The 24,346-nt window shown below is 67.6% G+C and carries 20 protein-coding genes; 11 read left to right on the top strand and 9 right to left on the bottom strand.

Annotated features, from left to right (window positions below; genetic code table 11):
- The first annotated feature begins 5 nt into the window (after positions 1-5).
- Positions 6-473, top strand: a complete 468-nt coding sequence (locus ACYQ8K_RS00315; protein ID WP_459966343.1) for a GbsR/MarR family transcriptional regulator — start codon at positions 6-8, stop codon at positions 471-473.
- Positions 470-1,291 carry a class I SAM-dependent methyltransferase gene (locus ACYQ8K_RS00310; protein ID WP_459966341.1) on the top strand — a complete coding sequence of 274 codons (822 nt, stop codon included), beginning with the start codon at positions 470-472 and terminating at the stop codon, positions 1,289-1,291. The genes ACYQ8K_RS00315 and ACYQ8K_RS00310 overlap by 4 nt, the downstream gene beginning before the upstream one ends.
- A gap of 4 nt (positions 1,292-1,295) precedes the next feature.
- Here ACYQ8K_RS00310 and ACYQ8K_RS00305 read toward each other — a convergent pair whose 3' ends face one another.
- Positions 1,296-2,315: an NAD(P)H-dependent flavin oxidoreductase gene (locus tag ACYQ8K_RS00305; RefSeq protein WP_459966340.1), complete on the bottom strand. Its 1,020-nt coding sequence runs from the start codon at positions 2,313-2,315 to the stop codon at positions 1,296-1,298.
- Between the two features lie 114 nt (positions 2,316-2,429).
- On the opposite strand from ACYQ8K_RS00305, the gene ACYQ8K_RS00300 reads away from it, so the two are divergent.
- Positions 2,430-4,031, top strand: coding sequence for an arylsulfatase (locus tag ACYQ8K_RS00300; RefSeq protein ID WP_459966339.1), 1,602 nt, complete (start codon positions 2,430-2,432; stop codon positions 4,029-4,031).
- On the opposite strand, the gene ACYQ8K_RS00295 is transcribed toward ACYQ8K_RS00300, so the two are convergent.
- Entirely contained in the window at positions 4,022-4,615 is a 594-nt protein-coding gene (locus ACYQ8K_RS00295) for a class I SAM-dependent methyltransferase (RefSeq protein ID WP_459966338.1), read from the bottom strand. The two genes, ACYQ8K_RS00300 and ACYQ8K_RS00295, sit on opposite strands and share 10 nt — an antisense overlap.
- A gap of 150 nt (positions 4,616-4,765) precedes the next feature.
- Between ACYQ8K_RS00295 and ACYQ8K_RS00290 the strand changes: the two genes are divergently transcribed.
- Positions 4,766-5,758 (top strand): Gfo/Idh/MocA family protein, encoded by a 993-nt coding sequence (locus ACYQ8K_RS00290; RefSeq protein WP_459966337.1) that lies wholly within the window; start codon positions 4,766-4,768, stop codon positions 5,756-5,758.
- Here ACYQ8K_RS00290 and ACYQ8K_RS00285 read toward each other — a convergent pair.
- The gene (locus ACYQ8K_RS00285) at positions 5,746-6,585 is read right to left on the bottom strand and encodes a sugar phosphate isomerase/epimerase family protein (RefSeq protein ID WP_459966336.1); all 840 of its coding nucleotides are present in this window, start codon (positions 6,583-6,585) and stop codon (positions 5,746-5,748) included. The genes ACYQ8K_RS00290 and ACYQ8K_RS00285 overlap by 13 nt on opposite strands.
- Entirely contained in the window at positions 6,582-7,196 is a 615-nt protein-coding gene (locus tag ACYQ8K_RS00280) for a preprotein translocase subunit SecD (RefSeq protein ID WP_459966334.1), read from the bottom strand. Before ACYQ8K_RS00280 ends, ACYQ8K_RS00285 begins: the two co-directional genes overlap by 4 nt.
- Positions 7,197-7,416: 220 nt before the next feature.
- On the opposite strand from ACYQ8K_RS00280, the gene ACYQ8K_RS00275 reads away from it, so the two are divergent.
- From ACYQ8K_RS00275 to ACYQ8K_RS00245, 7 genes are all read left to right on the top strand, one after another.
- Entirely contained in the window at positions 7,417-8,100 is a 684-nt protein-coding gene (locus tag ACYQ8K_RS00275; protein ID WP_459966333.1) for a TetR/AcrR family transcriptional regulator, read from the top strand.
- A gap of 249 nt (positions 8,101-8,349) precedes the next feature.
- Positions 8,350-9,552, top strand: a complete 1,203-nt coding sequence (locus ACYQ8K_RS00270) for a cytochrome P450 (protein ID WP_459966331.1) — start codon at positions 8,350-8,352, stop codon at positions 9,550-9,552.
- Positions 9,552-10,388: a mycofactocin-coupled SDR family oxidoreductase gene (locus ACYQ8K_RS00265; RefSeq protein WP_459966330.1), complete on the top strand. Its 837-nt coding sequence runs from the start codon at positions 9,552-9,554 to the stop codon at positions 10,386-10,388. Before ACYQ8K_RS00270 ends, ACYQ8K_RS00265 begins: the two co-directional genes overlap by 1 nt.
- Positions 10,389-10,417: 29 nt before the next feature.
- Positions 10,418-11,386: an enoyl-CoA hydratase/isomerase family protein gene (locus ACYQ8K_RS00260; protein WP_459966329.1), complete on the top strand. Its 969-nt coding sequence runs from the start codon at positions 10,418-10,420 to the stop codon at positions 11,384-11,386.
- Between the two features lie 19 nt (positions 11,387-11,405).
- A complete protein-coding gene (locus tag ACYQ8K_RS00255; protein WP_459966328.1) occupies positions 11,406-13,757 on the top strand; it encodes a CaiB/BaiF CoA transferase family protein in 2,352 nt (783 codons plus the stop codon).
- The gene (locus ACYQ8K_RS00250) at positions 13,754-14,515 is read left to right on the top strand and encodes an SDR family NAD(P)-dependent oxidoreductase (RefSeq protein WP_459966327.1); all 762 of its coding nucleotides are present in this window, start codon (positions 13,754-13,756) and stop codon (positions 14,513-14,515) included. Before ACYQ8K_RS00255 ends, ACYQ8K_RS00250 begins: the two co-directional genes overlap by 4 nt.
- Before the next feature lie 19 nt (positions 14,516-14,534).
- On the top strand, positions 14,535-15,812 hold the full coding sequence (locus tag ACYQ8K_RS00245; RefSeq protein WP_459966592.1) for a hypothetical protein: 1,278 nt from the start codon (positions 14,535-14,537) through the stop codon (positions 15,810-15,812).
- Here the strand turns inward: ACYQ8K_RS00245 and ACYQ8K_RS00240 are convergent.
- The 5 genes from ACYQ8K_RS00240 to car form a co-directional block, all read right to left on the bottom strand.
- The gene (locus tag ACYQ8K_RS00240) at positions 15,809-17,173 is read right to left on the bottom strand and encodes an HNH endonuclease signature motif containing protein (RefSeq protein WP_459966326.1); all 1,365 of its coding nucleotides are present in this window, start codon (positions 17,171-17,173) and stop codon (positions 15,809-15,811) included. The two genes, ACYQ8K_RS00245 and ACYQ8K_RS00240, sit on opposite strands and share 4 nt — an antisense overlap.
- A 118-nt stretch (positions 17,174-17,291) precedes the next feature.
- A complete protein-coding gene (locus ACYQ8K_RS00235; protein ID WP_459966325.1) occupies positions 17,292-18,410 on the bottom strand; it encodes a M24 family metallopeptidase in 1,119 nt (372 codons plus the stop codon).
- On the bottom strand, positions 18,400-19,635 hold the full coding sequence (locus tag ACYQ8K_RS00230) for a M24 family metallopeptidase (RefSeq protein WP_459966324.1): 1,236 nt from the start codon (positions 19,633-19,635) through the stop codon (positions 18,400-18,402). The genes ACYQ8K_RS00235 and ACYQ8K_RS00230 overlap by 11 nt, the downstream gene beginning before the upstream one ends.
- Complete coding sequence (locus tag ACYQ8K_RS00225) at positions 19,632-20,804, bottom strand: amidohydrolase family protein (RefSeq protein ID WP_459966591.1); 1,173 nt, start codon at positions 20,802-20,804, stop codon at positions 19,632-19,634. Before ACYQ8K_RS00225 ends, ACYQ8K_RS00230 begins: the two co-directional genes overlap by 4 nt.
- A gap of 32 nt (positions 20,805-20,836) precedes the next feature.
- On the bottom strand, positions 20,837-24,340 hold the full coding sequence (gene car, locus ACYQ8K_RS00220; protein WP_459966323.1) for a carboxylic acid reductase: 3,504 nt from the start codon (positions 24,338-24,340) through the stop codon (positions 20,837-20,839).
- Between the last annotated feature and the right edge of the window lie 6 nt (positions 24,341-24,346).

Genomic DNA, 24,346 nt, shown 5'->3' with positions numbered 1-24,346 from the left:
GGCACATGTCCCCGGAAGAGGCCGAGTTCGTCGACCGCCTCGGGCTGTTCTTCGAGCTACTGGGCGCAACCCGGACCATGGGCCGGATCTATGGCTGGCTGCTGATCTGTGATCCACCGCAGCAGTCTCTGACCCAGCTGACCGAGGCGTTATCGGTGAGCAAGGCCTCGATCAGCACCGTCGCCCGCCAGCTGCTGGACGGCGGCATGGTCGAGCGGCTGCCCAGCTCGAACCGTCAGCACCTCTACCGCGTCAGGCCGGGCGGGTTCACCAGCGTCCTGGAAACGCAGCTGTCATTGATGCGGCTGGGCATCGAGCCCGCCGACTTCGCGCTGTCCGTGCTGGGTGAGGATCGCGTCGAACAGCGCCAGCGCGTTGAGGACTTCCGCGACTTCTGTGAATTCTGCACCCAGGCCTACGGCGATCAGCTCATGAAAATGTGGACCGAGTATCGGAAAAGGAAAAAACCATGACCGCGACGGACATAGTCGACTTCAGCTCCGTCCCTTGGGGTTCGGTGGAGTGGACCAACCTCGTCACGCTGTACCTTCGCGCGCACGAGAGCCGTACGGAGCGGCCGATTCTGGGGGATCGGGCGGCCGCGGAAGCGGTGGACCGGATCGCTTACGACTTCAAGAGAATCCACCGGATGTCGTGGCCGGCGGCCAACCAATATCTGGTCGCGCTGCGGGCCAGGATGCTCGACGACTGGTGCGCGGATTACCTCGCCCGGCATCCGGATGCCGTTGTGCTGCACCTAGGTTCCGGCCTCGACGGCCGCTTCCTCCGGCTCGCCCCGCCGCCGTCGGTGGCATGGTTCGACGTCGATCAGCCGAGTGTGATCGGGCTGCGCCGCCGGCTCTACGACGACACCGACCGCTACCGGATGATCGGCTCGTCGGTGACCGAACTGCAGTGGCTCGATCAGGTCCCGACCGGCCGCCCGACGCTGATCATCGCCGAGGGTCTGCTGATGTACCTGCACGAGCACGAAGTGCGGCGGCTGCTGCAGCGCCTGACCGACCGATTCGCCGGCGGCGAAATGCATTTCGACACGCTGTCCGCGTTGGCACCACTGATGTCGAAGCTTTTCACCCGGGGAATCATCAAGTGGGGCATCCGGGACGCGCGCGAGATTGCGGCCTGGAATCCCCGGCTGCGGTTTCTCGAGCAGAAGCCGGTGCTGGCCGACTACAACCGGATCCCGTCGGCGGCGGTGCGGTTGATCTACCGGTTGACGTGGATGACGGCCGGTCGCCACTACGACGTGCTCAACCGTTTCGAATACTGACCAATCAGAGGTCGGAGGCCAGCCGGCGCAGAATGTCGGCGGCCGACTCCGCGGTTGCGTGCCGGTAACCGGTGCCCGCCCAGAGGTGGACGTAGTCCGGCCTGCCCGCAGCGGCGGCGGCCTTGCGCAGCGGGCTGGTCAGGTAATGGATGGCGGGATAGCCCGCCGGCGCCTCGGCTTCATGGGCGTCGATGAACGCGTTGCGCAGGCCGCGGGCCGGCCGGCCGGTGAAGGCGCGCGTCAGCACCGTCTCGGTGAAGGCAGGATCGACCAGCGCCGCCTGATGGGTGGCCGAGGCGCCGCTCTCGGTGGCGCGCAACAGCACGGTGCCCACGGCGGCCACGGTCGCACCCGCGCGGATCACCGCGGCCACCGCGGCGGGGGTGGCCAGCCCGCCGGTGGCCATCACCGGCAGCGGGACCTTCGCGACGATTTCCTTGACCAGGTCGACGATCGGGACCGGCGTCAATGGCCGCTGCGGCGAGAGGGTGCCGGAATGGCCGCCCGCGTCGGCGGCCTGCACGGCGAGCATGTCAACGCCGGCGTCGTGCGCCTGCGCCGCCTCATCGGCCGTGGTGACCGTCTGTACCACAACGCTGTTGGCGCGTTGCAGCGCGGCGATCACGTCGCGCGACGGAATGCCGAAGGTGAACGACACCATCGGAACCGGGTCGTCGAGCAGCAGCGCGATCTTCTCGTCGAATCTGTCGTTGTCCTCGATGGGCTCCGGTGGCAGCGTCAGGCCGAACTGGTCGGCCTCGGCCTGGACGATCGCGGCGTAGGCGTGGTAGCGCTGCGGGTCGACGGGTACCGGATTGGGCGCGAAGACGTTGACCCCGAACGGGATCGACTCGGCGCGGACGGCTTTGATCTCGGCCTCGATGCCCTCGACGGTCTTGTATCCGGCCGCGAGCAAGCCCAGCGCTCCCGCGCGGGTGGCGGCCAACACCATGGCCGGGGTGGTTGGGCCGCCCGACATCGGTGCCGCCACCAGCGGAACGGACATTCCAAACTCCGCCAACATGCCAGGCCCTTTCTCTGTGCCGCCGCGGTGAACGTTGCCTGCCTCGACCATATCGACGCGCGGCCGGTGCGGCGGCATTCCGCGGTGGCGGCCGACCTGGCAGGATGCTTGAGCGTGACGCGCCCCAACTTCCTCGTGATCGTTGCAGACGACCTCGGCTTCTCCGACATCGGCGCGTTTGGCGGCGAGATCGAGACGCCCAACCTCGATCGGCTGGCCCACGCGGGGATCCGGCTCACCGACTTCCACTCGGCACCGGCCTGCTCGCCGACTCGGGCGATGTTGTTGACCGGGACCGACCACCACATCGCCGGCATCGGCACCATGCTCGAGGTCGCGTCCCCGGACTTCCGCGGCGCGCCCGGCTACGAGGGCTATCTGAACGACCGGGTGGTCGCGCTGCCCGAACTGTTGCGCGACGCGGGGTATCTGACGCTGATGTCGGGCAAGTGGCACCTGGGCGCGACGATCGAGACGTCGCCATGGGCGCGCGGTTTCGAGCGCTCGTTCGCCTTGCTGCCGGCCGGCGCCAGTCACTACGGCGGCTCGGGAGCGCGCGGATTCTCGCCCGTGCCAACGCTTTACACCGAGGATGACCAGTTCGTCAGCGTCGGCGACGACTTTTATTCGTCGGACTCCTATACCGACACCCTGCTGCGGTACCTGGATGAGCGCGCCCCCGAGGACGACCGGCCCTTCTTCGCCTACCTGCCCTTCCAGGCGCCGCACTGGCCCCTGCAGGCGCCCGACGAATCCATCGCGAAATACCGGGGTCGCTACGACGCCGGGCCGGACGCGCTGCGTGAGGAGCGCCTGGCCGCGCTCAAGCGGCTCGGCCTGTGTCCGCCCGACGTGGTGCCACACCCGGTGGTGGCCGACGGCGCACCGGAGTGGGCCGACATGACCGACGAGCAGCGTGCGCGCTCGGCCCGCAGCATGGAGGTCTACGCCGGAATGGTCGACCGGATGGACTACAACGTCGGCCGGGTCATCGACTACCTGTCGGCCAGCGGCGAACTCGACAACACCGTCGTCATCTTCATGTCCGACAACGGCGCCGAGGGCGCAATCGTGGAGGCGATGCCGCTGCGTGGCCCGCAGATCGCCGCACAGATCGAAAAGCATTGCGACAACAGCCTGGACAACCTCGGCCGGCCCACGTCGTTCATCTGGTACGGCCCCCGCTGGGCGCAGGCCGCCACCGCGCCGTCGCGCCTGCACAAGGCGTTCACCACTCAGGGCGGCATCCGGGTGACCGGCTTCGTCACCTGGCCCGGCTTCGCCCGGCAACAACAGATCGGCACCGCCTTCAGCACCGTGATGGACATCGCGCCGACCCTGCTGGAGCTGGCCGGGGCCGCGCACCCGGGGACGTCGTATCGCGGACGCGAGGTGGCCCCGATGCGCGGCCGGTCATTGGTGGACTACCTGACGGGCGCCGCGCAGACCGTGCACGGCGACGACACCGGCACGGGTTGGGAGCTGTTCGGCCGTCGCGCCATCCGGCAGGGCGACTGGAAGGCGCTCTACCTTCCGCCACCGTACGGGCCGGGCCGCTGGCAACTCTACGATCTGTCCTCCGATCTCGGCGAGATCGACGACCTGGCCGCGGCGCGGCCGGACAAGCTGGCCGAGCTGCTGGCGCTGTGGGATCGCTACGTCGAGGAAACCGGCGTGATCCTGGATCCCATCTCGGTGTACGACGTTCAGCTCTGAACGGCCTCGAAGAGCTCGACCGAACCACTGTGCCGTGCAGTCAAGACTTCGAGTCCCGCATCCGCGAGCCAGCGCTGGACGTCACCGGCCTGCGGCGTGATCCCGAAAAAGCCCGCCGCCTGCAGCGCGGTCACAAAACGATCCTGACGCCAGCCGCGACCACGTACACACGTGCTCCCGCGCAGAATCCCACCCGGCTTGAGCACGCGGGCGAGTTCGACGACCGCCGCTCGCGGGTCGGGAAGACAATGCAGGCCGTTGAACGTCAGTGCCAGGTCAAAGGCGTTGTCCTGGAAGGGCAACTGCGTGATATCGGCGTCGGCGAACTCCATCAGGCCGGCTACTCCCAACTGAGTCGCCCGGCCGCGGGCCCGGCTCAGCATGTCCGGGGAAATGTCAGCGGCGACGTAGCGGCAATTCTGCCCGGGGCGCAGGCCACGAAAGGCAAAGCCACCACCGCACGGGATGTCAAGTATGTGAGCGCCGGCGGGGGCGTCGCCAACACGCTGAACCTCGGCTAGCAGGTCAGGTAACGTCAATCCCCACAACGCTTTAGCGCCCACCGCAGCGGCGCTGTCGTGCATTGCGGCCGTGTTGTACAACGCCGATGCCACCCGAGCGGCACGCCAGCGTTCCGTTACCTGCCCCATCCGCTGACTCTAACGGGAAACCGAGGCCTGGCAAACCTCGGCGGGGCGATAAGCTCAGCGGCGTGTACGGAGAGCAGGGCCGCGATGGCTGACCCCGCGATACGCGTCGGCATCCTCGGGGCGGCAAGCATCGCGCCGGTGGCGTTGATCGAACCCGCCAAGGAGAACGCGGAAGTGGTCGTCGCCGCCGTGGCGGCCCGCGACGTGCCGCGTGCGCGGGCGTTCGCCGCGCGGCACGACATCCCCACGGTGCATGGCGATTACGGGGCGTTGATCGCCGACCCCGCCATCGACGCCATCTACAACCCGCTGCCGAACGGCCTACACGGGCGCTGGACTCGCGCCGCGCTCGCCGCAGGCAAACACGTGCTGTGCGAAAAGCCGTTCACCGCCAACGCGGCCGAGGCACGCGAAATCACCGAGCTGGCAACGGATTCGGGCCGCGTGATGATGGAGGCGTTCCACTACCGCTACCACCCGCTGACGCTGCGCGCCGAGGAGATCATCGCCTCCGGCGAGCTGGGCACGCTGCGGCACGTGGAGGCCGCGCTGTGCTTCCCGCTGCCGAAGTTCTCCGACATCCGCTACGACTACGCGCTTGCCGGCGGCGCGACCATGGACGCGGGCTGCTACGCGGTGCACATGGCCCGCACGTTCGGCGGGCCTGCCCCGGAAGTCGTCTCGGCGCGCGCCACGCTGCGCGACCCACGGGTCGACCGGGCCATGATCGCCGACTTGCGGTTCCCGGCCGGCCACACCGGGCGGGTGCGCTGCTCGATGTGGTCGCCGCGGCTGCTGCAGATCAGCGCCCGGGTGATCGGCGAACACGGGGAGATGCGCATCCTGAATCCCGTGTTGCCACAGGCCTTCCATCGGCTCACGGTGCGGTCGCGGCGGGGCAGACGGGCCGAACGTTTCGGGCGCCGGGCCTCCTATGCGTATCAACTGGACGCCTTCGCCGCGGCGGTGCTGCGCGGCCAACCGGTCAAGACCACCCCGCAGGACGCGGTCGACAACATGACCGTCATCGACGCGATTTATCGCGCCGCGGGTCTTCCGCTGCGCTACCCGAGCTGAACGTCCGCCAGCAGCCGCCGCGCGGCCTCGACACACGGGCGTAGCCGATCGATGGGGCTCACGCCGGCCAGTGCCAGTGACCGCCTGGGCACCTCGATTTCGAGCACGGTGTCACCGGGCAGCGCGGACAGCAGGTCGTGCAGCGGTAGTTCGCCCTCGCCGGGAACCATCCGCTCGAACATGGCCTCCTCCATGTAGTCGTCGCTGCGCGGCCGCAGCGTGGTGTCGTTGAGCTGGGCGTAGCCGATCTGCTCGGCGTCGATGGCCGCCACTTCAGCGGCCCCGGCGCCGGATCGCACCAGGTGCATGGTGTCGATCAACAGCCGGAATTCGCTCCGGCCAACGTATTCCGCGGCCGCCAGCGCGGCGCTCAGGTCACCGATGGTGAGGCCGGGCACCGGTTCGACGACCGTGCCGATGTCGCGCTGGGCGGCGGATTCGGTCAGTGCGGCGAACTGGTCGAGCGTTCGGGGCAGATCGGGGTCCAGGCTGACCACGTTGATCCGCGGTACACCGAGCTCGGCCAGCACGTCGAGGTCTGCGCCCAGCGCACTCACGTCGGCGCCGGGCAGCACGAGGAACCCGTCGCCCAGCGAGATGCTCACGCCCCGGTCGCGCATCGCGGCGAGCAGGTCGTTGCGCAGAACGGCGTCGTCCTTCAACGAGAAGGGGGGATAGCCCAGCGGGACCACCGGCATCCCCTGTACGGCGACCGACACATGGCGGCACCCCAGATCCGCGGCGAGGTTCACCAATTCGATTGGCGGCAACCCGAATACGCTGAGCATGCCGATGCCGAGGCGGTCCGGGCGCCCCGGGGACGTCATGCTTGACGACCCACCAATTGGGCCAATTGCGCCGCGCCCTGGGCTGTTTGGGTGGTCAGTACGATCCGCCCGGACGTGGCCGGTTGTTCGATGATCGGTGCTTCTAAGACCATGTTGTCCCGAATGAAGGCCACGTGGTCCTGCAGATGCGCGCCCGTGAATTCGGTCCATGCAGCCGCCGATGGCGGGTCCAGCACGAGGGTCAGTTCGTAATAGTCCGCGGTCAACGATTTCGGCGGGTCGACGCGGACAAGCCCGAGCTGCATGGTCTCGGGGCCCAACGTGTAGACGGTGGTCCGCCCGATGTCACAGGTGGTAATGACGTCGGTAGCCTTTACCGGAGCGTTCGGATCCATAGCCGGGCACTTCACGGCGGGCGTCGTCGGCTGCGACTTCGTCACCGGCCGGACCGGTAGGGGCGCGATCTTGACGACCGGCGGGGGTGGCGGCGCGGTCGTGCTGGGCGGCGCGGTGGACGACGAGTTGGACGGTGCGGGCTTGTGCGTCTGCTGACAGCCACACAACACCGCGGCGAGCAGGCCGACGGACCCAAGCCAGGCGGCGACACTTTGCGCGCTGAATCGATGCGCGCTGAATCGACGGTGAATCATCCTCGATGGACTCTACCCGCCGGATCATTGATTCCATCCGATGGGAACTGCTGCACCGCAATTTCTTTGGTGGTCGGTGGCGCGCCGCGTCGAGATCGCGTGATTCGACGAAGGCTGCCGGAGCGGGCTTGGCCTGCGCACATGCGGAATTCCGGCGCGTAGGGAAGCGTGCCCTTTACTGACACTACGAATATAGAGTAGGGTCGCCGTCTAGACGATTATGGATCGACGCCGAAAGCCCAACCCCGCCGAGCGCCGCCGCGATCTGTGCGACGCGGCGATCCGGTTGCTGGCCGATGATGGGGCCAAGGGGCTGAGCCATCTCAAGGTCGACCGCGCGGCCGGGGTGCCGGACGGCACCACGTCGTTCTACTTCCGCACCCGGTCGGCGTTGTTGCGCGCGGTCGCCGAGCGTTCGGCCGAGCTCGACCTCGCCGAGCTGCAGGCGATCGCGGACAGCTCCGATGGCGCCGGCGCCGATCGGGCACCGTCGCGGTTGTCACAGGTGGTCATCCAGGCCGGCAGCGATCCGCAGTTGTATCGGACCAGGGCCCGCTACGAGCTGACCATGCAGGCCACCCGCGACCCCGCGCTGGCCGCGATTCTGCAGCAGGCCACCGACGAGTTCACCAAGCTGCACCGGGAGATCCTGGTTCAGCTCATGCCGCACGGTGCCGAGCTGGATCCGGCCGTCGTCGAGGACCTGAGCAACGTCACGCTGACATTCATCAACGGCCTGCTGCAGCGGTTCGCCCATGGCGACCGGATCATCGACAGCGCCGAACAACTCGACGGGATCCTGTCGGCGATCGCCGCCGGCATCCTGAAGAGCCCGGCCAAGGGGCGGCTGACCCAGGCCGGCGGGCTGCGGGTGTTGCGCCACGGGGCGGCCGGCTCCGGATGAGGACCCCGCCGGGACACGGGGCACGGGGCTATGGATCTTGCCCCGGGATCGGCTGTATGGTTCTCTACGAGAATAGAGTAAGCCCACGTTCATGCGTCGTTTTCTCCCGCGCTTGTGCAGAAGTCAGAGCGACGCATTTAAGCGGAGTGTATAAATCGCCCGGACCGAATCCGGCGCTGCGACGCTGGCAGCGCTAGCCCTGGTGCAGGTCATGCGGGCATCTAAAACTGCAGCGGTAGGAGGGTTTTCGTGACGGCGAGCACCGACAGCCATGTTCGGTTCGATCCATACGATGTCGGGTTGATCGCCGACCCGTATCCGATGTTCGCGCGATTGCGCGAAGAGGCACCGCTTTATTACAACGCCGAATACGACTTTTACGCGGTGAGCCGTTACGTCGATGTCAGCAAGGCGCTTGTCGACCACGAGACCTACAGCTCCGCGCGCGGCGCGATCCTGGAACTCATCAAGGCCAACCTTGAAATCCCGCCGGGCATGCTGATCTTCGAGGATCCGCCTATTCACGACGTCCATCGCAAACTGCTGTCGCGGATGTTCACCCCACGCCGGATCGCCGCGCTCGAGCCGATGATTCGCGACTTCTGCGCTCAGCTGCTGGATCCGCTGGTGGGTTCGGGACACTTCGACTTCGTCACCGACCTGGGTGCGCAGATGCCGATGAAGGTCATCAGCATGCTGCTCGGCATCCCCGAGGATGACCAGGAGTACATCCGCGACCGCGGCAACGCCCAGTTGCGCACCGAGGCCGGCAAGCCCATGGACGCCGCCGAGCACGGCCTGTCGGTGGGTGAGCAGTTCGAGGCCTACATCGACTGGCGCGCCGATCATCCCTCCGACGACATCATGACCGAGCTCCTCAACGTCGAATTCGTAGACGAAACCGGCACCACCCGGCGGCTGTCCCGCGAAGAGATCCTGGTGTACCTCAACGTCGTCGCCGGGGCCGGCAACGAGACGACAACGCGGCTGATCGGCTGGTCTGGAAAGGTTCTCGCCGAACATCCCGATCAGCGCCGCGACCTCGTGCAAGACCCGAAACTCATCCCGCAGGCGATCGAGGAATTGCTGCGGTACGAGCCGCCGGCGCCGCACGTGTCGCGCTACGTCACCCGCGACGTCACCGTGCACGACCAGACCGTGCCTGAAGGTAGCGTGATGATGATGCTCATCGGATCGGCGTGCCGCGACGAGGCCCAATTCGGGCCCGACGCAGGCGATTTCAACGTTCATCGCGCCGTCCGCCCACACCTCACCTTCAGCATGGGGACCCACTTCTGTCTGGGGTCGGCGCTGGCCCGCCTGGAAGGACGCATCGCGCTGGAGGAGATCCTGAAGCGGTTCCCCGAGTGGGAGGTCGACCTGACCAAAGCAGTCCTCAGTCCGACCTCCACGGTCCGGGGCTGGGAGTGCATGCCGTCCCTGGTGCCGTGATGACCGGCCGGGTCGAGGGCAAAGTCGCTTTCATCAGCGGCGCCGCGCGCGGTCAGGGCCGCAGTCACGCCGTCCGCCTGGCGCAGGAGGGCGCCGACATCATCGCGATCGACGTCTGCGGGCCGATCGACAACCTGGCCTATCCGCACTCGACGCCGGAAGACCTTGCCGAGACGGCGGATCTGGTCAAGAACCTCGACCGGCGCATCGTGACCGCCCAGGTGGACGTCCGCGACTACGACGCGTGCAAGGCCGCCGTGGACAGCGGGGTCGAGCAGCTCGGTCGTCTCGACATCATCGTCGCCAATGCCGGCGTCGGCACCGATGGCAGGAAGCTGCACAAGATCCGCGAGGACGTGTGGCAGGACATGATCGACATCAACCTCAGCGGCGTGTGGCACACCGTCAAAGCAGGTGTGCCACATATCCTTTCGGGTGGACGCGGCGGCTCCATCGTGCTGACCAGTTCGGTGGGCGGCCACAAGGCCTACCCGAACACCGGACACTACATCGCCGCCAAGCACGGCGTCATCGGCCTGATGCGGGCCTTCGCCGTCGAGTTGGGCCCGCACATGATCAGGGTAAATTCGGTGCTGCCCACCCAGGTCAGCACCACGATGGTGATGAACGACAACACCTATCGGCTGTTTCGCCCGGATCTGGAAAATCCCGGACCGGACGACTTCGCCCCCATCTCGCAGATGATGCACACACTGCCGGTGCCTTGGGTGGAAGCCACCGACATCAGCAATGCTGTCCTGTTCCTCGCCTCTGACGAATCTCGTTATGTCACCGGCGTTTCGCTTCCCGTCGATGCGGGCAGCTTGCTCAAATAGGCGTCAGCCCCAAGTGAAAGAAGAAGCCCATGCCCGAATATGACTACGAAGAGCTGAAGAAGGAAGCCGAGCAGTTCATCAAGTTCGAAAAGGACAAGAAGAACCGGATCGCCTACATCACCTTCGATCGTCCCGACGCGCAGAACGCCACCAGTCTGGGCATGCGGCAGAACTACGCGGACCTGATCCACAAGTGCAACGTGGACGACGACGTCAAGGTGGTCGTGATCCGCGGTGAGGGACAGGATTTCGGCAGCGGCGGCGACTTGCCCGAGCAGCGCCCCATGCTGGAAAACCCCGGCCTCCCGTTGCATCACGAGCTCGCGATCAACGATGACGACGTCAAGTACCCGCCGGGTGGTTCGTACCGCTACCTGTCCACCGTCACCGACTTCTACGCCAAGGCCCGCGCCGGAAACCGTCCGCTGCAGGAGCTTCGGAAGATCAGCATCATCGAGGCCAAGGGCTACTGCTACGGGTGGCATTTCTACCAGGCCGGCGACGCCGACCTGGTGATCTCCTCCGACGACGCCCTGTTCGGTCACCCCGCCTTCCGGTACGTGGGCTGGGGACCGCGGCTGTGGTGGTGGGCGGAGACGATGGGCCTGCGCAAGTTCTCCGAGATGCTGTTCACCGGAAGGCCGTTCAGCGCGAAGGAAATGTACGACTGCGGCTTCGTCAACAGCGTCGTACCACGTGACCAGCTGGAAGCGGAGACGGAGAAGTACGCCATGGCCTGCTCACGGTCCCGCCCGACCGACACGGTGGCGGTGCAGAAGACCTTCCTCGAGCTGTACAAGCAGCACAAGGGCGAGTACTTCGGCAGCCTGCTGACCGGGATGGTCGAGGGCATGCTGCCGATGATCCAGAACGACGCGCAAGAAGTCGACCTCACCGAGGGCACCTTCAATAAGGGCCTCAACAACGTGGTCAAGGACAACGACATGAACTTCCCGCCGGAGTGGCGCCTGAGCCGCTCGGGCCGCGCGAAGCCCTGACCGTTTTGGCGGGGCGTGCATGTCCGCGTTGACGGGTTTCCGGGTCGTCGAGTTAGCCGAGACCGTCGCGGGGGAGTACTGCGGGAAGCTGCTGGCCGACTTCGGCGCCGAGGTCATCAAGATCGAGGCGCCGAAGCGCGGCAGCGCAACCCGCGCCATGGCGCCCCTGCTTGCAGACGGGTGCGAAGGCAGCGCGTTGTTCGCCTACCTCAACACCAACAAGCGCTCCGTCGTCCTCGATCTCGGCTCGGCGGCCGAGGCCGAGCGCCTGCACCGGCTGATCGAGACCGCGGACGCGGTCATCGAGGGCCGACCCACGGACTGGTCCGCGCGCCACCCCTCGGTGGTCTTCTGCTCCATCACCCCGTACGGCCACGGAGTGGCTGCCGAGTTCGATAATGCCCGCAGCATCAACGTGTTCCACGCGAGCGGGTGGGGGTATCACACGCCGAGCCACCCGGACGCCGGCAAGCCTCCGCTGCAGGGGCCGGGACGCTTCCTGGCCGATTACGAGGCCGGGCTGGAGGCGGCGCTGTGTGTCGCGTCGTCGCTGTGGGGACGGCTGCACACCGGCCAGGGCGAGTCCATCGACATCTCCCAGCAGGCCGTGCTGGTCTCCCGCGCCGATTGCATCCTGGGCCGCCTGGTCACCGGCGAGGTCCCGGCCGACGGCGAACGGGAGGATTTCGATCAGGCCGGGCCGGCCTCGTTCTTCGCCTGTGCCGATGGCTTCGTCTACCTGTACATGACCAGCGGCGCGCACTGGGCCGGCGTGAAAACCTTGATGGGCCATCCCGAATGGCTCGATGCGTTCGAGGACGACTGGCTGGAGTTCTCCGTCACCGACGAGAAGGTCGCCGCGTTTCGGCGGGGGTTCGCCGGCTGGGTGGCCGGCCTGGCCAAGGAGGAGGCCTCGGACAGGGCCCAGCGGCTCGGTGTCCCGCTGGTGCCCGTCAACGGCGCCGCGGACCTGCACCACTCGCCCCAGTATCGGCACCGTGGATTCTTCCACCGGGTCCGTCATCCGGTGCTGGGTGAAGCGGCGTATCCGACCGTGCCGTACGCGTTGAGCGCGTCGCCCGCGCGGATCGCCAGTGCCGCACCCAGTCTCGGTGAGCACACCCGGTCGGTGCTGGAAAGCGTCGGCTCCCCGCGCGCCCGGCGGACGGGCACGTCAGCGCAACTGAAGCCACCCCGGGAGGCCCGGGGCGGACCGCTGGAAGGCGTGCGGGTCGTCGAACTCACCAAGGTGTGGGCCGGTCCGTACGCGGGCAAACTGCTGGCGATGCTGGGCGCCGAAGTCATCAAGGTCGAGACGGCCGGCAGCCCCGAGGAGATGCGCGCCTACGGTGGCACCGACATCAACCACGCGCCCTATTTCTTGAGCATCAACCCCGAGATCCTCAGCGTGGACTTCGATATCAAGTCGGCCGTGGGAATGGCGCGGCTGCGCGAGCTGATCGCCCGCAGCGACATCGTCATCAACAACCTGCGCCCCGGCGCGATGGAGCGTCAGGGCCTGGGCTACCAACAGCTCACCGAGATCAAGCCCGACATCATCTCGGTGTCGATCAAGATGTGGGGCAATGACGGGCCGATGGGTCACCAAACCGGTTATGCCCCATGCTTTGCCGCGCTGGCCGGACCGGCCGCACTGGTCGGCTATCCCGATGGTCCGCCGCTCGGGACCAGCATGCGCTACGGCGACTCGACGGTGGGCGCTGCCGCCGCCTATGCCGCCGTGGTGGCGCTGCTGCATCGGGAGCTCAGTGGCGCCGGGCAATTCGTCGACGTGTCGGCCGTGGAGACCCTCTCCTCGATGATCGGTGACTGCCTGGTGGAGCAATCGCTGACCGGGCGACCCCTGGGGCCCAGCGGCAACGCCAACCCGGACATGTGCCCGCACGGTTGCTACCCGTGCGCCGAGGGCGCGTGGCTCACGGTGGCCGTCGCGAACGACGCCGAATGGCGCCGGTTGTGCGAGGCGCTCGACGCCGCGACGCTGGCCGACGATTCCCGCTACGCGACGGGCGATTCGCGACACCGGCACGCCCAGGTGCTCGACGCGAACCTCGCCCGGCTCACCCGGGACCAGGACGCGGAGCGGCTCGCGCACCGACTGCGCGCGGCGGGGGTGCCTGCCGCGAAGAGCGCCACGTCGGTGGATGTGATTGCCGATCAACGCTTGTGGGACCGCGAGCTGTACCGCTTCGTCACGGATCACCGCGAGGGCCAGCGACCGGTGCTGGGACCGTCCTGGCGGATGGCGCGCCATCCGGCCCGGATCGCGCGCGGCGCGCCGGACCTGGGCGAGGACACCGACTACGTTCTTCACGAGATACTCGGCAAGCAACCGACGGGCGGAACATGACGACACTAGCGCGCACAGCCGCCCTGGTCACCGGCGCCAGCAGCGGTATCGGCGCGGCGACGGCACGAGCGCTGGCGGACCAGGGAGCGGCGGTGGCCCTGCTCGCGCGCCGGGCCGAGCGGCTGGATGAGTTGAAAGCCAAGATCGAATCCGCCGGTGGCACAGCGCTGGTCGTGGCCGCCGACGTCACCGACGCCGAGCAGGTGGCGTCGGCCGTGGGGCGCGCCGTCGCGGAGTTCGGCCGCCTCGACATCCTGGTGAACAATGCCGGCCTGATGCAGTCGGCGCCCGCGACCGAGGCGTCGCTGCGGGACTGGGACCAGATGGTGTCGGTCAACGTGCAGGGCGTCCTTTACGCGACGCGTGCGGCGCTTCCGCACCTGATCGAGGCGGCCGCCGACGCACCGCGCGGGGTGGCCGACCTGGTCACCATCAGTTCCACCGCCGGCTGGGTGGCGCGGCCGAACACCGCGGTGTATTCGCTGACCAAGTTCGGGGTGAACGCCTTCAGCGAGGGCCTTCGCCAAGAGGTGCTGGGCAAGCGGGTCCGGGTCGGGGTGGTGGGCCCCGGAACCGTGGACACCGAGATCTTCAGTCACCTCGCCGAATCGTCGCGGGAGGCGTTCGAACGGCAGACGGCCGGCATGGTCATGCTGCGGCCCGAGGACATCGCGGATGCCGTGTTGTTCATGGTGACGCGCGACCGCCGGGTGGCGGTCAACCACATGTTGGTGCGCTCGGCCGAGCAGACCTGGTAGCGGCGTGGCTTCGGACTGGGTGATCGGTGATCACCACGGATTGCCGTTCCCGGCCGACCCCGCCGGGTTGCTCGGCGGGGGAGTGTCGTTCCTGACCAACGCGTTTCGTGCCTCCGGGGTGCTCACCGAGAACAGCGTCGCACGGATCACCGAATTCCGGGAGATCGCCGGTGGCAGCACCGGACGCAAGGCGGCGCTGTCGATCGAATACGACCGGCCCGCACCGGGTCTGCACACCGAGCTGTTCGTCAAGTTCTCCCGGGATCTCGACGACCCGGTGCGCGACCGCGGAAAAACTCAGATGCAGGCCGAGGTTCGGTTCGCCTCCTTGGCACGAGCGCCCGGATTCCCCATCGCGGTGCCCAGCCCGCAGTTCGCCGATTATCATGCCCCGACCGGCACCGGAATATTGATCGCCGAACGAATCAACTTCGGCGCGAACGGGATCGAACCGCAATACCACAAGTGCCTCGACTACGAGCTGCCCGAGCCGGTGGAGCATTACCGCGCGCTGCTGACCGCGCTGGCGCGGCTTGCCGGCACGCACCGGTCCGGTCGGCTGCCCGCGGAACAGGCCGAGCACTTTCCGCTGGACGTGCAGGCCGCGACGGTGGGAGAGCGGGCACCGCTGTCGATGGAAAAATTGCAGCGACGGGTCACACAGCTGGGTGAATTCGCCGACGCCCATCGCGGCCTGGTGCCGGCCGGCGTGGGGTCCCCGGAGTTCTTGGCGCGGTTGGCCGATGAGGCGCCGCGGGTGGCCCTGTTCGAGGACGCGGTCGCGGGTCACCTGGCCGCCGACGGCGATTACATCGCGCTGTGTCACTGGAACGCCAATATCGACAACGCGTGGTTCTGGCGGGACGGCACCGACAGCCTGCGCTGCGGCCTGATGGACTGGGGATGCGTCAGCCAGATGAACCTGGGGATGGCGCTGTGGGGGGCGATGTCGGGCGCCGAGAACGAGATGTGGGACACCCATCTCAACGACCTGCTGGCGCTGTTCGTCGCCGAATTCGAGCGCTGCGGCGGTCCGCGCCTGGAGCCGGACCGGCTGCGCCGGCACACGCTGCTGTACGCGGCGGTGATGGGTGTGGCCTGGCTGCTGGACGTACCGGCGTTGATACGTAAGCGATTCGACGTCGCGCCGAGCAGCCGGACCGACCCGCGGATCAGGGATGACGAGGGCGTGCGCGCGCCCCTGCAGATGCTGTCGAACCTGCTGTTGCTGTGGCAGCGCCACCCGCTGGGCGACTTGCTCGACGAGGCACTGGCCGAGGAAGGGCGCGTCGCCTAGGGCACGTCGTCGTCGCTGTCGCGTAGCAGCTTCTCGGGATGGTGAAACACGTTGATGCGGGGCCGTCCCCGGTCCAGATGCGGAGGCGGCAGCCATTCGGTATCACCTCGGGCGTTCTTGCGGGTGGTCCAGCCGCCGGGTCGCAGGAGGCGGTGCTGCGGTCCACAGGCGAAGGTGAGGTCGTTGACGTCGGTGGTGTGGCATATGGCGTAGTCGGTGACGTGGTGGACTTGGCAGTGGTAGCCGGGCGTGGTGCACCCAGGCGCCGAGCAGCCGCGATCCTTGGCGTACAGGACGATTCGCTGTCCCGGTGAGGCGAGGCGTTTGGTGTGATACAGCGCCAGGGCCTTACCCTTGTCGAAGATCGCCAAGTAGTGATGTGCGTGGCGGGCCAGGCGGATCACGTCGCTCATCGGCAGCATAGTGCCCCCGCCGGTCAAGCCGCGCCCGGTGACGGATTCGAGCTCTTGGAGCGTGGTTGTCACGATAATGGAGGCCGGTAAGCCGTTGTGCTGCCCCAGCTCTCCCGACGCGAGTACTCCTCGGAGAGCCGCGTTGAGTCCGTCGTGGTTGCGTTGTGCGGCGGATCGCGGGTCGCGCTCGATCGCCTCTTGGGTGGGCGCGCCGTCCACGCACGGGGTGTCGTCCAGGGGATTGCACATGCCCGGCGCGGCTAGTTTGGCCAAGACGGCTTCGAACGTGGCGCGCGCCTCGGGGGTGAGCCAGCCACGCAGCTGCGACATGCCGTCGGCTTGCTGGTTGCCCAGCGTCAGGCCGCGCTGCCGAGCCCGGTCTTCGTCGGTATAGGTGCCGTCGGGGTTCAGGCAATCGGCCAGGGTGCTGGCCAGCTTGCCGAGTTGCTCGGGCCGATACCGGGTTCCCTCCGTGGCGAGTTTGGCCTCGGCCTGCTCGCGGGTGGCCGCGTCGATCCAGCCGGGCAGCTGGTGATAGAACTTTCGGATCGCCGAGACCTGGCCGGTGCCGAGCGCGCCGTCGCGTTGCGCGGCCGCGGTGGCGGCCAGGGCCGGTGCCACGGGTTCACCGGTGAGGCCATGGCGCGGGCCCAGATCCCGCGCCTCCTTAATGCGTCGGGATGCTTCAGCGCGGCTGATCAGCGTCGTCTCCGCGATCGCGTGCGAGAGCGTGCCGCTGAGCTCCTCCGACGACGCTTGGCGGGCAAGGGAATTGATCAGCGGATGCTCGACTGCCGGCAACCTGCGACGCACCTTCTCGCAGCGCTCCAACAGCGCCAATTGCTCGGGCGCAGTCAGTGCGTCAAACGACAACTCGCAGGCGCGATCCAAGTCGGCATCAAGCGCGTCGAAGACCTCGACGACGTCTTCGCGACTGCTCGCACCCATGCCCCGATTTTATGAAGGGGTACCGACAAACACTGGCGCTTTGTGACTGGTGAAACCAAAGTGGTGCAAGGGAATTCGAAATCAGATGATCCAAGAATTGGCGTTACGCCTAACCGGACTAGCTCCACGACGGGCTCGCGGTCAGCACGTCGACGCCATCAGCGATGATGTGCACGGTGTCTCGACGGAACACCGCGCCGACGCCCCGTTGCCACACATACCCGGTGATCGCCAACACCATCCCGGCCTCGAGCACATCGTGCTCGCCTGCGGCTACGAGCGTTTCGGACACCACCGGCGGGTCGAAACCCAGCCCCAACCCATGCGCGACCGGCATCGGCGGGATCGGCTCACCCGCTCCCTCGTAGGCGGCCAGCAGATCGCGGGTGGACGCGCCGGGCCGACATGCGGCAAGCATGCTGTCGTACAACCCATCCGAGCGCCCGAAGAGCGCGCGGACCTCTTCGGTGACGGTATCGCCGGCCGGCCAGGTGCGGCCCACCTCGGCGACGTAGCCATTCGCCAGCGCGCCCGCGGCGAACGCCACGAGGTCGCCTGACGCGACCTCGTGCGTAGCAGAGCGCCGCCACGGCTGCTCCCGCGAGGTGACCCACGCGGCATCCTGGGTGGCCGGCGTGCTGACCCCGCCCGCGGCCATCGCCTCCATCATCACCCCGGCCAGCGTCCGCTCCGAAACGCCCGGCGCCAATTCGCCTAGGGCGGTGGTCAATCCGTGTTCGGCGACGCGCAAGGCGTGATCCATCGCCGCGATCTCACCGGGCGTCTTGATGCGTCGCGCAGCCCGCATCGCCGGCTCGGCGTCGACGAGCTCGGCATTGGGGAACGCGTCGGGCAGCAGCGCCGCGAAAGTTGGTGTGATGGCGTCGGTTCCGACTCGCCGCGCAGCCTCGGCGCCGTCGACCTTCTTCAGGACATCGATGAGCGTCATCGGGTTCCAGGCCAGCCCGTACAGGTGATCGTGGCCGATCTCCTCCGGAACGCCCTCGTCGTCGGTGCTGTTGAGGTAGATGTCCCCGGTGGCACGCACCAGCACACACATCGGACCGAACGGCCGCGTCCCGGCAATCCACAGCTGCGGCGCGCCGGTGACGTAACGGATGTTGGCCTGCCGACCCAACACCAGGATGTCCAGGCCGTGCTTGTCCATCGCGGCCAGCGCCCGTTCCCTGCGGCCCGACCGCAGCGCGCGTGCGTCGGGCAGAACTTCAGTCGCCATAGGGGGTGTACGGGTAGTCGGTGATCGGCGCGTAGCCGTCTTCGGTGATTACCACGATCTCCTCACTGCGGTAGCCGCCGGTTCCGTCCTCCCACACCACGGGTTCCAGCACGAGAACCATGCCGGGCGGGAAGACGAAGTTGTCGTCGAACTCCTTGCCGAGATCCGTCCCGATCATCGGCGCCTCGGCGGGATAGGTGCCGATGCCGTGGCCCAGATAGAAATGCGGCAGCCACGGCTTGCGACCGCCGTTGGCCGTGATCGCCGCGCGCGCCAGCTCGCCTGAGGTCACGCCGGCTTTGGTGACCGCGAGCACGGCGTCCACAATGGTGCGCCACTGCCGGAATTGGTCTTGCTGTCGTGGCGTCGGCGCCTCGCCGACCACCCACGTGCGGCCGAAGTCCGAGCAGTATCCGTGGTAGGTGATGCTGATGTCGGTCCACAGCACGTCGCCGGCGGCCAGTTCCCGATCGGTGGGCAGCAGCGGCAACGCGAGGTCGCCGTGCGTCGTCCACACTCCGGCTTCCCGCGAGCTCGGCATCACCTGCCAGATGGCCTCCAGCATGTTGGTGGTGGCGCCCAGCTCGAACGCGCGACGCACGAAGGTCGCCGAGAGATCGATCTGACGTACACCGGGCTTCAGCGCCTGCTGCACGTCGACGATCGCCCGCTCGGTGATCCGGGCGGCCCGGCGCAGGCAGGACAACTCGTCGCGGGTCTTCACCAATTGCGCGGCGCCGACCACGCTCGCCGCATCCATCGGCGGGCCGGCGGGGAACAGCGTGGACGCCGCGCGGCGCATCGCTCCGGTGAGTTCGTCGACGGCGACGTTCGCGTCCGGCGGGATGAGCCCGGCCAGCTTCCGGGCGAAATCCTGTACGCCATGGTCGAATTCGAGGTAGGCGGGCCCGTGCAGGTGGTCGTCGGGCACGGGATACTCCGCGGATGCCCCGCTGCGGAACGGCATGAACAGGTGCGGATGCACGTCGTCGGCGAGCACGACGGCGACCGGACGCTCCACGTGTGACAGGCCGGCGTCCAGAAGCGGCCAGCTGGCGCCGGTCGCGTAGCCGACGTAGCCGTTCATCAGCAGGATCAGCGCGTCGACACCGTGTTCGGCCATGGCGGATCGCAGTCGAGCGCCGATCTCGGTGCGCATCCGCGCCCAGTCCGGTTCATCGGGGACGTCGAGTACCGAGGCCTGGGCGGTAACCGAATTCGTCATGCGGGTACTCCCAGAAATCTCCTGATGTTGCCGCCGACAACCCGAACGGCATCCTGGGGGCCGACCGCGTCGACGACGACGGCCAGCGACCTTTCCGAGTAGCCGAAAGTGCTTTCGTTGTGCGGGTAATCGGACGACCACATCACCTTGTCGATACCGATCTCGTCGATCTGCCGCAGCCCCAGCGGATCGACCATGAACGAGGCGCACATATGCGTGTCCCAGTATTGGCGGATGTCCCGAGCCGGCTGGTGGGCCAGCATGTGCCGGTAGGAGGCGAGAACGTGCTCGGCGTCCTGCAGGGCCGTCGGCACCCAGGCGATGCCGCCCTCGAACCAGCCGATCCGCAGTCGCGGATGCCGGTCCAGGATGCCGCCGAAGATGTACTTGGAGAACATCTCCCGGAACGAGTCGATGTTGACCATCATGGCCACCGCGACGCTGTTGACCTCGCTGGGGAACTTGGGTTGGCTCTCGCCGATGTGGTGGGTGACGGGCAGCTCGGCCTCCTCGATCTCGTCCCACACCGCGCTCATCGCCGTGCTCGAATAGTCGATGAGCTGCCCGTCGCGATCATTGCCGGGGCTGATCGGCATCAGAAACGTCTTGAGCCCCAAGGCCTTCAGCTCGGTGAGCGTGCGCCGCGCCCCGGCCGGGTCCCACCAGTTGATCAGCCCGACCCCGTAGCAATGCCCGTCGGAGCGCTCCTGAACGCCGGCGATGTGCTCGTTGTAGACGCGAAAGACCCGCTCGCGAATCTCGTGATCGGGGTGGTGGAACAGGGCAAGCACCGCGTTGGGAAAGGCCAGTTCCTTGTCGACGCCGTCCTCGGCGAGCTCGCGAACCCGGGCATCGACATTGTTGGAGGCCGCCCCGGCCAGATCGTCGTATTGCATGAGCACCGCACTGAAATCGCCCACCACCATCGATTGCCCGGGTGGGCCGAGCAAATACGCGCCGTCCTCATACCAGATCCGGGGCGCCTGATCCTTCAGCTCGGCGGGAAAGCCCTCGTAGAAGATGTCGTCGGCCACCGAGATGTGGTTGTCGGCGGAGAACACCTCGGTACCCGCCGGCAGGCCGGTGCGGAACTCCGCCGCGTGACCGCGCCGGTCCTTGGGTGCACCGATCACGCCCTCGGGGTAAAGTGTTGAGGCTGGGCTGGACATCATCGTCCCTTCGTTTCCAGATCGGTTGGCGTTCAGCGGGTCAGCACGCCTATCCGCTGGAGATCGGCCAGGTATTTGTCGATCAGCTCCCTCGACAGGTGGGGAATCGCGCGCCCGGCGGCGTGGACGGCTTCCCGGAATCGCGCTCCGGGCACTGGCGATCCCGCCACCGCGGCCATGGGTTCACGGTAGACGTCGAGCACCGCCAGCACCGAGTGGCCACGCTGATTCTCCGGAAGCGCGCGCATGGCCGTCTCGAACCGGGCGAGCCAGGTCGCATAATCGTCGATCTTCTCCATGGGAAATCCCGCAGCGATGATCCAGTCGACGAACGTGTCCAGCGAGATCGCGTCGTCGTGCGGATTGGTCGTGTTGTAGGTGTCGAAGCTGCTGCCGTGCTGTGGCCCGATCGCGGCGATCGCGTCGGCCAGGAAGTCGACGGGCAGGCCCTCGTAATGCGGCCGCTCGCCGCCACCCCGATAAAACGAGCGCGGGGCGACTCCGGTGGCGACCAGGCTGAACAGCAACCGGGTGAAGATGTCGGGCACGTTGAGCTGTCCCGCGTAGCGGGTGTCGGCCAGGATCATGCCGGGCCGGTACACCGCAATGGGCAGGCCGCACAGGTCGTGTGCCTCGCGCATCAGGACCTCGCCGGCCCACTTGCTGATCCCGTAGCCATTGGCGTAGCCGCCGTCGACCGTGCAGCTGGGCACCGAACGGCGGATGTCGGTGTCCTCGTCCACGAGCTGATGCGCGACGGCGCTGACCCCCATCGTGGAGACATAGTGAATCGGCTTGAGCCGGCGCGTGATTGCCAGCCGGATGATTTCGGCGGTGCCCACCACGTTGGGCGCGAACAACTGGCGGTAGGGCAGCACGTGGTTGACATGCGCCGCCGGATGCACGACGAGATCGACCGTGTCGGTCAGGCGCCGCCACGTCGCCTCGTCCAGCCCGCACCTCGGCTCGCCGAGGTCACCGGCGACGACTTCGAGGTGCTCGGCGGCCAGGGCGCGGAAGCGTTCCAGCAGCGCGGTGTCCGAACCCAGCACCGCTTCGATGCGCTGACGGGCCTGCGCGGGGTCGGCGCCGCGGGTCAGGCAGATCAGGGTGCCGCCCGATTCGGCGAGGGCCTCGAGCCATTCCATGGCGAGGAACCGGCCCAGGAATCCGGTTGCGCCGGTGAGCAAGACGGTGCGAACCTCGGCTGTCGGCTGCGACAGCAGCATCGCCGACTTCAGGATGTCGTCGTCGATGAACCTGTCCAGGGTCAGGTCCTCGGCGTGCACCTCGGTGGTGGCGGCGCCATGCACGGACGCGTACGTGGGCCGGGCGGCGCCCGGGGCGCGAAGGCGTTCGATGTGGCCGGCGATGGTGAGCAGGTCGCCGGTCGGGTCGATGACCACGCCGACCGGGACCTCGATGCCGTAGATGTCGGCGAGCAGGGTCGAAAAGGTCAGCGCCGAAAGGGAATCGCCGCCCAGGTCGATGAACCTCGCCTCCGGGGACACGTCGGCCGCGGACACCCCGAGGGTGGCCTGCACCGCTTTGGTGACGGTCGCCAGCACCGGCTGATCGGCGCCGCCGGTGCGCAGGGCGCGCAGCTGCCCGAGTTGGTCGTCGGCCATCCGCGCGTAGAGCTGCTCCAGCCGATCGCCGTAGCGGGCTTTGAGCTTGGGCCGCAAGAACTTTCCGACCCCGGACAGCAAGCCGTTGGCCAGGCTGAACGGCTCCGTCTCGATCAGGAAGTCGCGGGGGAGTTCGTAACCGTTGAGGTGGTTGTCGCGGGCGACCTGGCGCAGTGACTGGGCGATCGCGGACGCGTCGGCGTCGCCGTCGGTCGGCACCACCACGGCGAGCAGGAACGACCGGGCGCTGTTGCCGTAGATGTAGATCTGATGGACCAGCGGGCTGGTCGAGTACAGCGCCTCGAGGCGGGAGACCGCGACGAACTCACCCTGGGCGAGCTTGATCACGTTGTTGCGGCGGTCGACGTAGCGCAGCCGGTCCGGGCCGACCTCGGCCATGATGTCGCCGGTCTTGTAGTAGCCGTCCTCGTCGAACATGGTGGCGGTCAGGTCGGGCCGGTTGTAGTAGCCGGCCATGAAGCGCGCCGATTTGACCGCCAATTCCCCTCGCGGATAAGGCTTGTCGGTGTTGAAGTAGCCGAGCTCGGGCACGTCGAGAAGCTTGTAGTCGATCACCGGCGGCCGCAGCACGTGCTCGTCGGCCACGATCATTCCGCCGGCGATCTCGGTGGACGAATAGCCGATCAGCAGGTGCTGATCTAGCACCTCTTCCATGAACTCCTTGATCTCCGGCGACAACGCGGCCGAGCCGCAGCCGACCGCCAGCACGCGTCCGCCCAGGATCTCCTCCCGGATGGCCGTGGTGATCTGCGCGCCCGCGGCATCGGGGTCGGCGCCGGCCATCAGGGCGCGGTCCAGTTCGCGCTGGTAGTGGTGGAAGAACATCTCGCACACCCGCGGCACCAGGCTCAGGGAGGTGGGCCGCACCAGCGCCAGGTCCTCGAACAGGGTCGAGAGATCGCTCTTGGCGGCGAAATAACTGATGCCCCCGTTGGCCAGGGTCAGGATGACATACCCGTAACCGATCAAATGACTCATCGGCATGTAGCTCAAGGTGATGACGGGCTGGTCGGACTGCGCCAACCAGATACCGATGCACAGACTTTCGGTGAACATCGCGCCCTTGGGCGTGCCGGTGCTGCCCGACGTGTAGAACACCCATGCCAACGGGTCTTCGCCCTCCGCGGCGACGTGCAGGGGCGCGGGCGGCAGGACCGCGAGATGGGTGGCGGCGGCGTCGACCGTCTCGACGGCCAGCGCACTGCCCGCCTCGGACAGCCGCGCGACCGCGGCCTCGAAACCGGCCCGCTGGTCGTCGTCGCGCGGCTCGTAATCGAAGACGATCAGGCGGTCCGGCGCGGCGCCCGCCAGCGTCGCCTCGACGGCGCTGGGGAGATTGTCGATGCCCACCGCCAGGATTCGCGGCCGGGTCTCGGCGAGGATCGGCGCGTGCTGTGCGGCCGGCGCGCTGGTCTGCAGGGGCACGACCACGGCACCGAGGTGGATGCACGCGCACTCGATGGCGGTGTAGTCGATGCTGGCGAATCCCAGCACGCAGACGAAGTCGCCGGCGCGCACCGGGTGGCGTTCGTGGTGATGCCAATCGGCGGCGGTGGCCCGCACGCGCGCCCACAGGTCGGCGTACGTGATGGTCTCGAAGCGCGGCAAGAAGTGCAGCGCCGATCGGCCGGTGGCGGGATCGGTGATGACTTCCCGGGCGCGTTGACCGAGCGCCGGACGCCCCGCGTAGCCCTGCAGGACCGTCGCCATCACCTCGGCGATCCGCAATCCGGGTGCGCGTGCGGCGGCGGCGATTTCGTCGTCGGGCTTGGTGTTGCGGAACTGTTCGTCGTCGGCGTACAACCGCTCGCGCCGGCGCGCCACCCGTTCCCACTGGTCCTGCTGCGCGCCAGGGTCTTTGACGTCACTGCGACCGACGAACGCCATCTATCA

The organism is Mycobacterium sp. MUNTM1 (assembly GCF_054660795.1).
Note: the sequence above shows the minus strand (reverse complement) of the source record. Positions and strands in the feature narration are given on the sequence as shown.

Excerpts from the sequence above, each read along its gene's own strand:
- ACYQ8K_RS00290 (WP_459966337.1), top strand. The coding sequence starts at position 4,766 with ATGGCTGACCCCGCGATACGCGTCGGCATCCTCGGGGCGGCAAGCATC.
- ACYQ8K_RS00225 (WP_459966591.1), bottom strand. The coding sequence starts at position 20,804 with ATGTCCAGCCCAGCCTCAACACTTTACCCCGAGGGCGTGATCGGTGCA.
- car (WP_459966323.1), bottom strand. The coding sequence starts at position 24,340 with ATGGCGTTCGTCGGTCGCAGTGACGTCAAAGACCCTGGCGCGCAGCAG.
- ACYQ8K_RS00305 (WP_459966340.1), bottom strand. The coding sequence starts at position 2,315 with ATGTTGGCGGAGTTTGGAATGTCCGTTCCGCTGGTGGCGGCACCGATG.
- ACYQ8K_RS00285 (WP_459966336.1), bottom strand. The coding sequence starts at position 6,585 with ATGACGTCCCCGGGGCGCCCGGACCGCCTCGGCATCGGCATGCTCAGC.
- ACYQ8K_RS00310 (WP_459966341.1), top strand. The coding sequence starts at position 470 with ATGACCGCGACGGACATAGTCGACTTCAGCTCCGTCCCTTGGGGTTCG.
- ACYQ8K_RS00280 (WP_459966334.1), bottom strand. The coding sequence starts at position 7,196 with ATGATTCACCGTCGATTCAGCGCGCATCGATTCAGCGCGCAAAGTGTC.
- ACYQ8K_RS00235 (WP_459966325.1), bottom strand. The coding sequence starts at position 18,410 with ATGGCGACTGAAGTTCTGCCCGACGCACGCGCGCTGCGGTCGGGCCGC.
- ACYQ8K_RS00315 (WP_459966343.1), top strand. The coding sequence starts at position 6 with ATGTCCCCGGAAGAGGCCGAGTTCGTCGACCGCCTCGGGCTGTTCTTC.
- ACYQ8K_RS00265 (WP_459966330.1), top strand. The coding sequence starts at position 9,552 with ATGACCGGCCGGGTCGAGGGCAAAGTCGCTTTCATCAGCGGCGCCGCG.
- ACYQ8K_RS00255 (WP_459966328.1), top strand. The coding sequence starts at position 11,406 with ATGTCCGCGTTGACGGGTTTCCGGGTCGTCGAGTTAGCCGAGACCGTC.
- ACYQ8K_RS00295 (WP_459966338.1), bottom strand. The coding sequence starts at position 4,615 with ATGCACGACAGCGCCGCTGCGGTGGGCGCTAAAGCGTTGTGGGGATTG.
- ACYQ8K_RS00275 (WP_459966333.1), top strand. The coding sequence starts at position 7,417 with ATGGATCGACGCCGAAAGCCCAACCCCGCCGAGCGCCGCCGCGATCTG.
- ACYQ8K_RS00250 (WP_459966327.1), top strand. The coding sequence starts at position 13,754 with ATGACGACACTAGCGCGCACAGCCGCCCTGGTCACCGGCGCCAGCAGC.
- ACYQ8K_RS00240 (WP_459966326.1), bottom strand. The coding sequence starts at position 17,173 with ATGGGTGCGAGCAGTCGCGAAGACGTCGTCGAGGTCTTCGACGCGCTT.
- ACYQ8K_RS00260 (WP_459966329.1), top strand. The coding sequence starts at position 10,418 with ATGCCCGAATATGACTACGAAGAGCTGAAGAAGGAAGCCGAGCAGTTC.
- ACYQ8K_RS00230 (WP_459966324.1), bottom strand. The coding sequence starts at position 19,635 with ATGACGAATTCGGTTACCGCCCAGGCCTCGGTACTCGACGTCCCCGAT.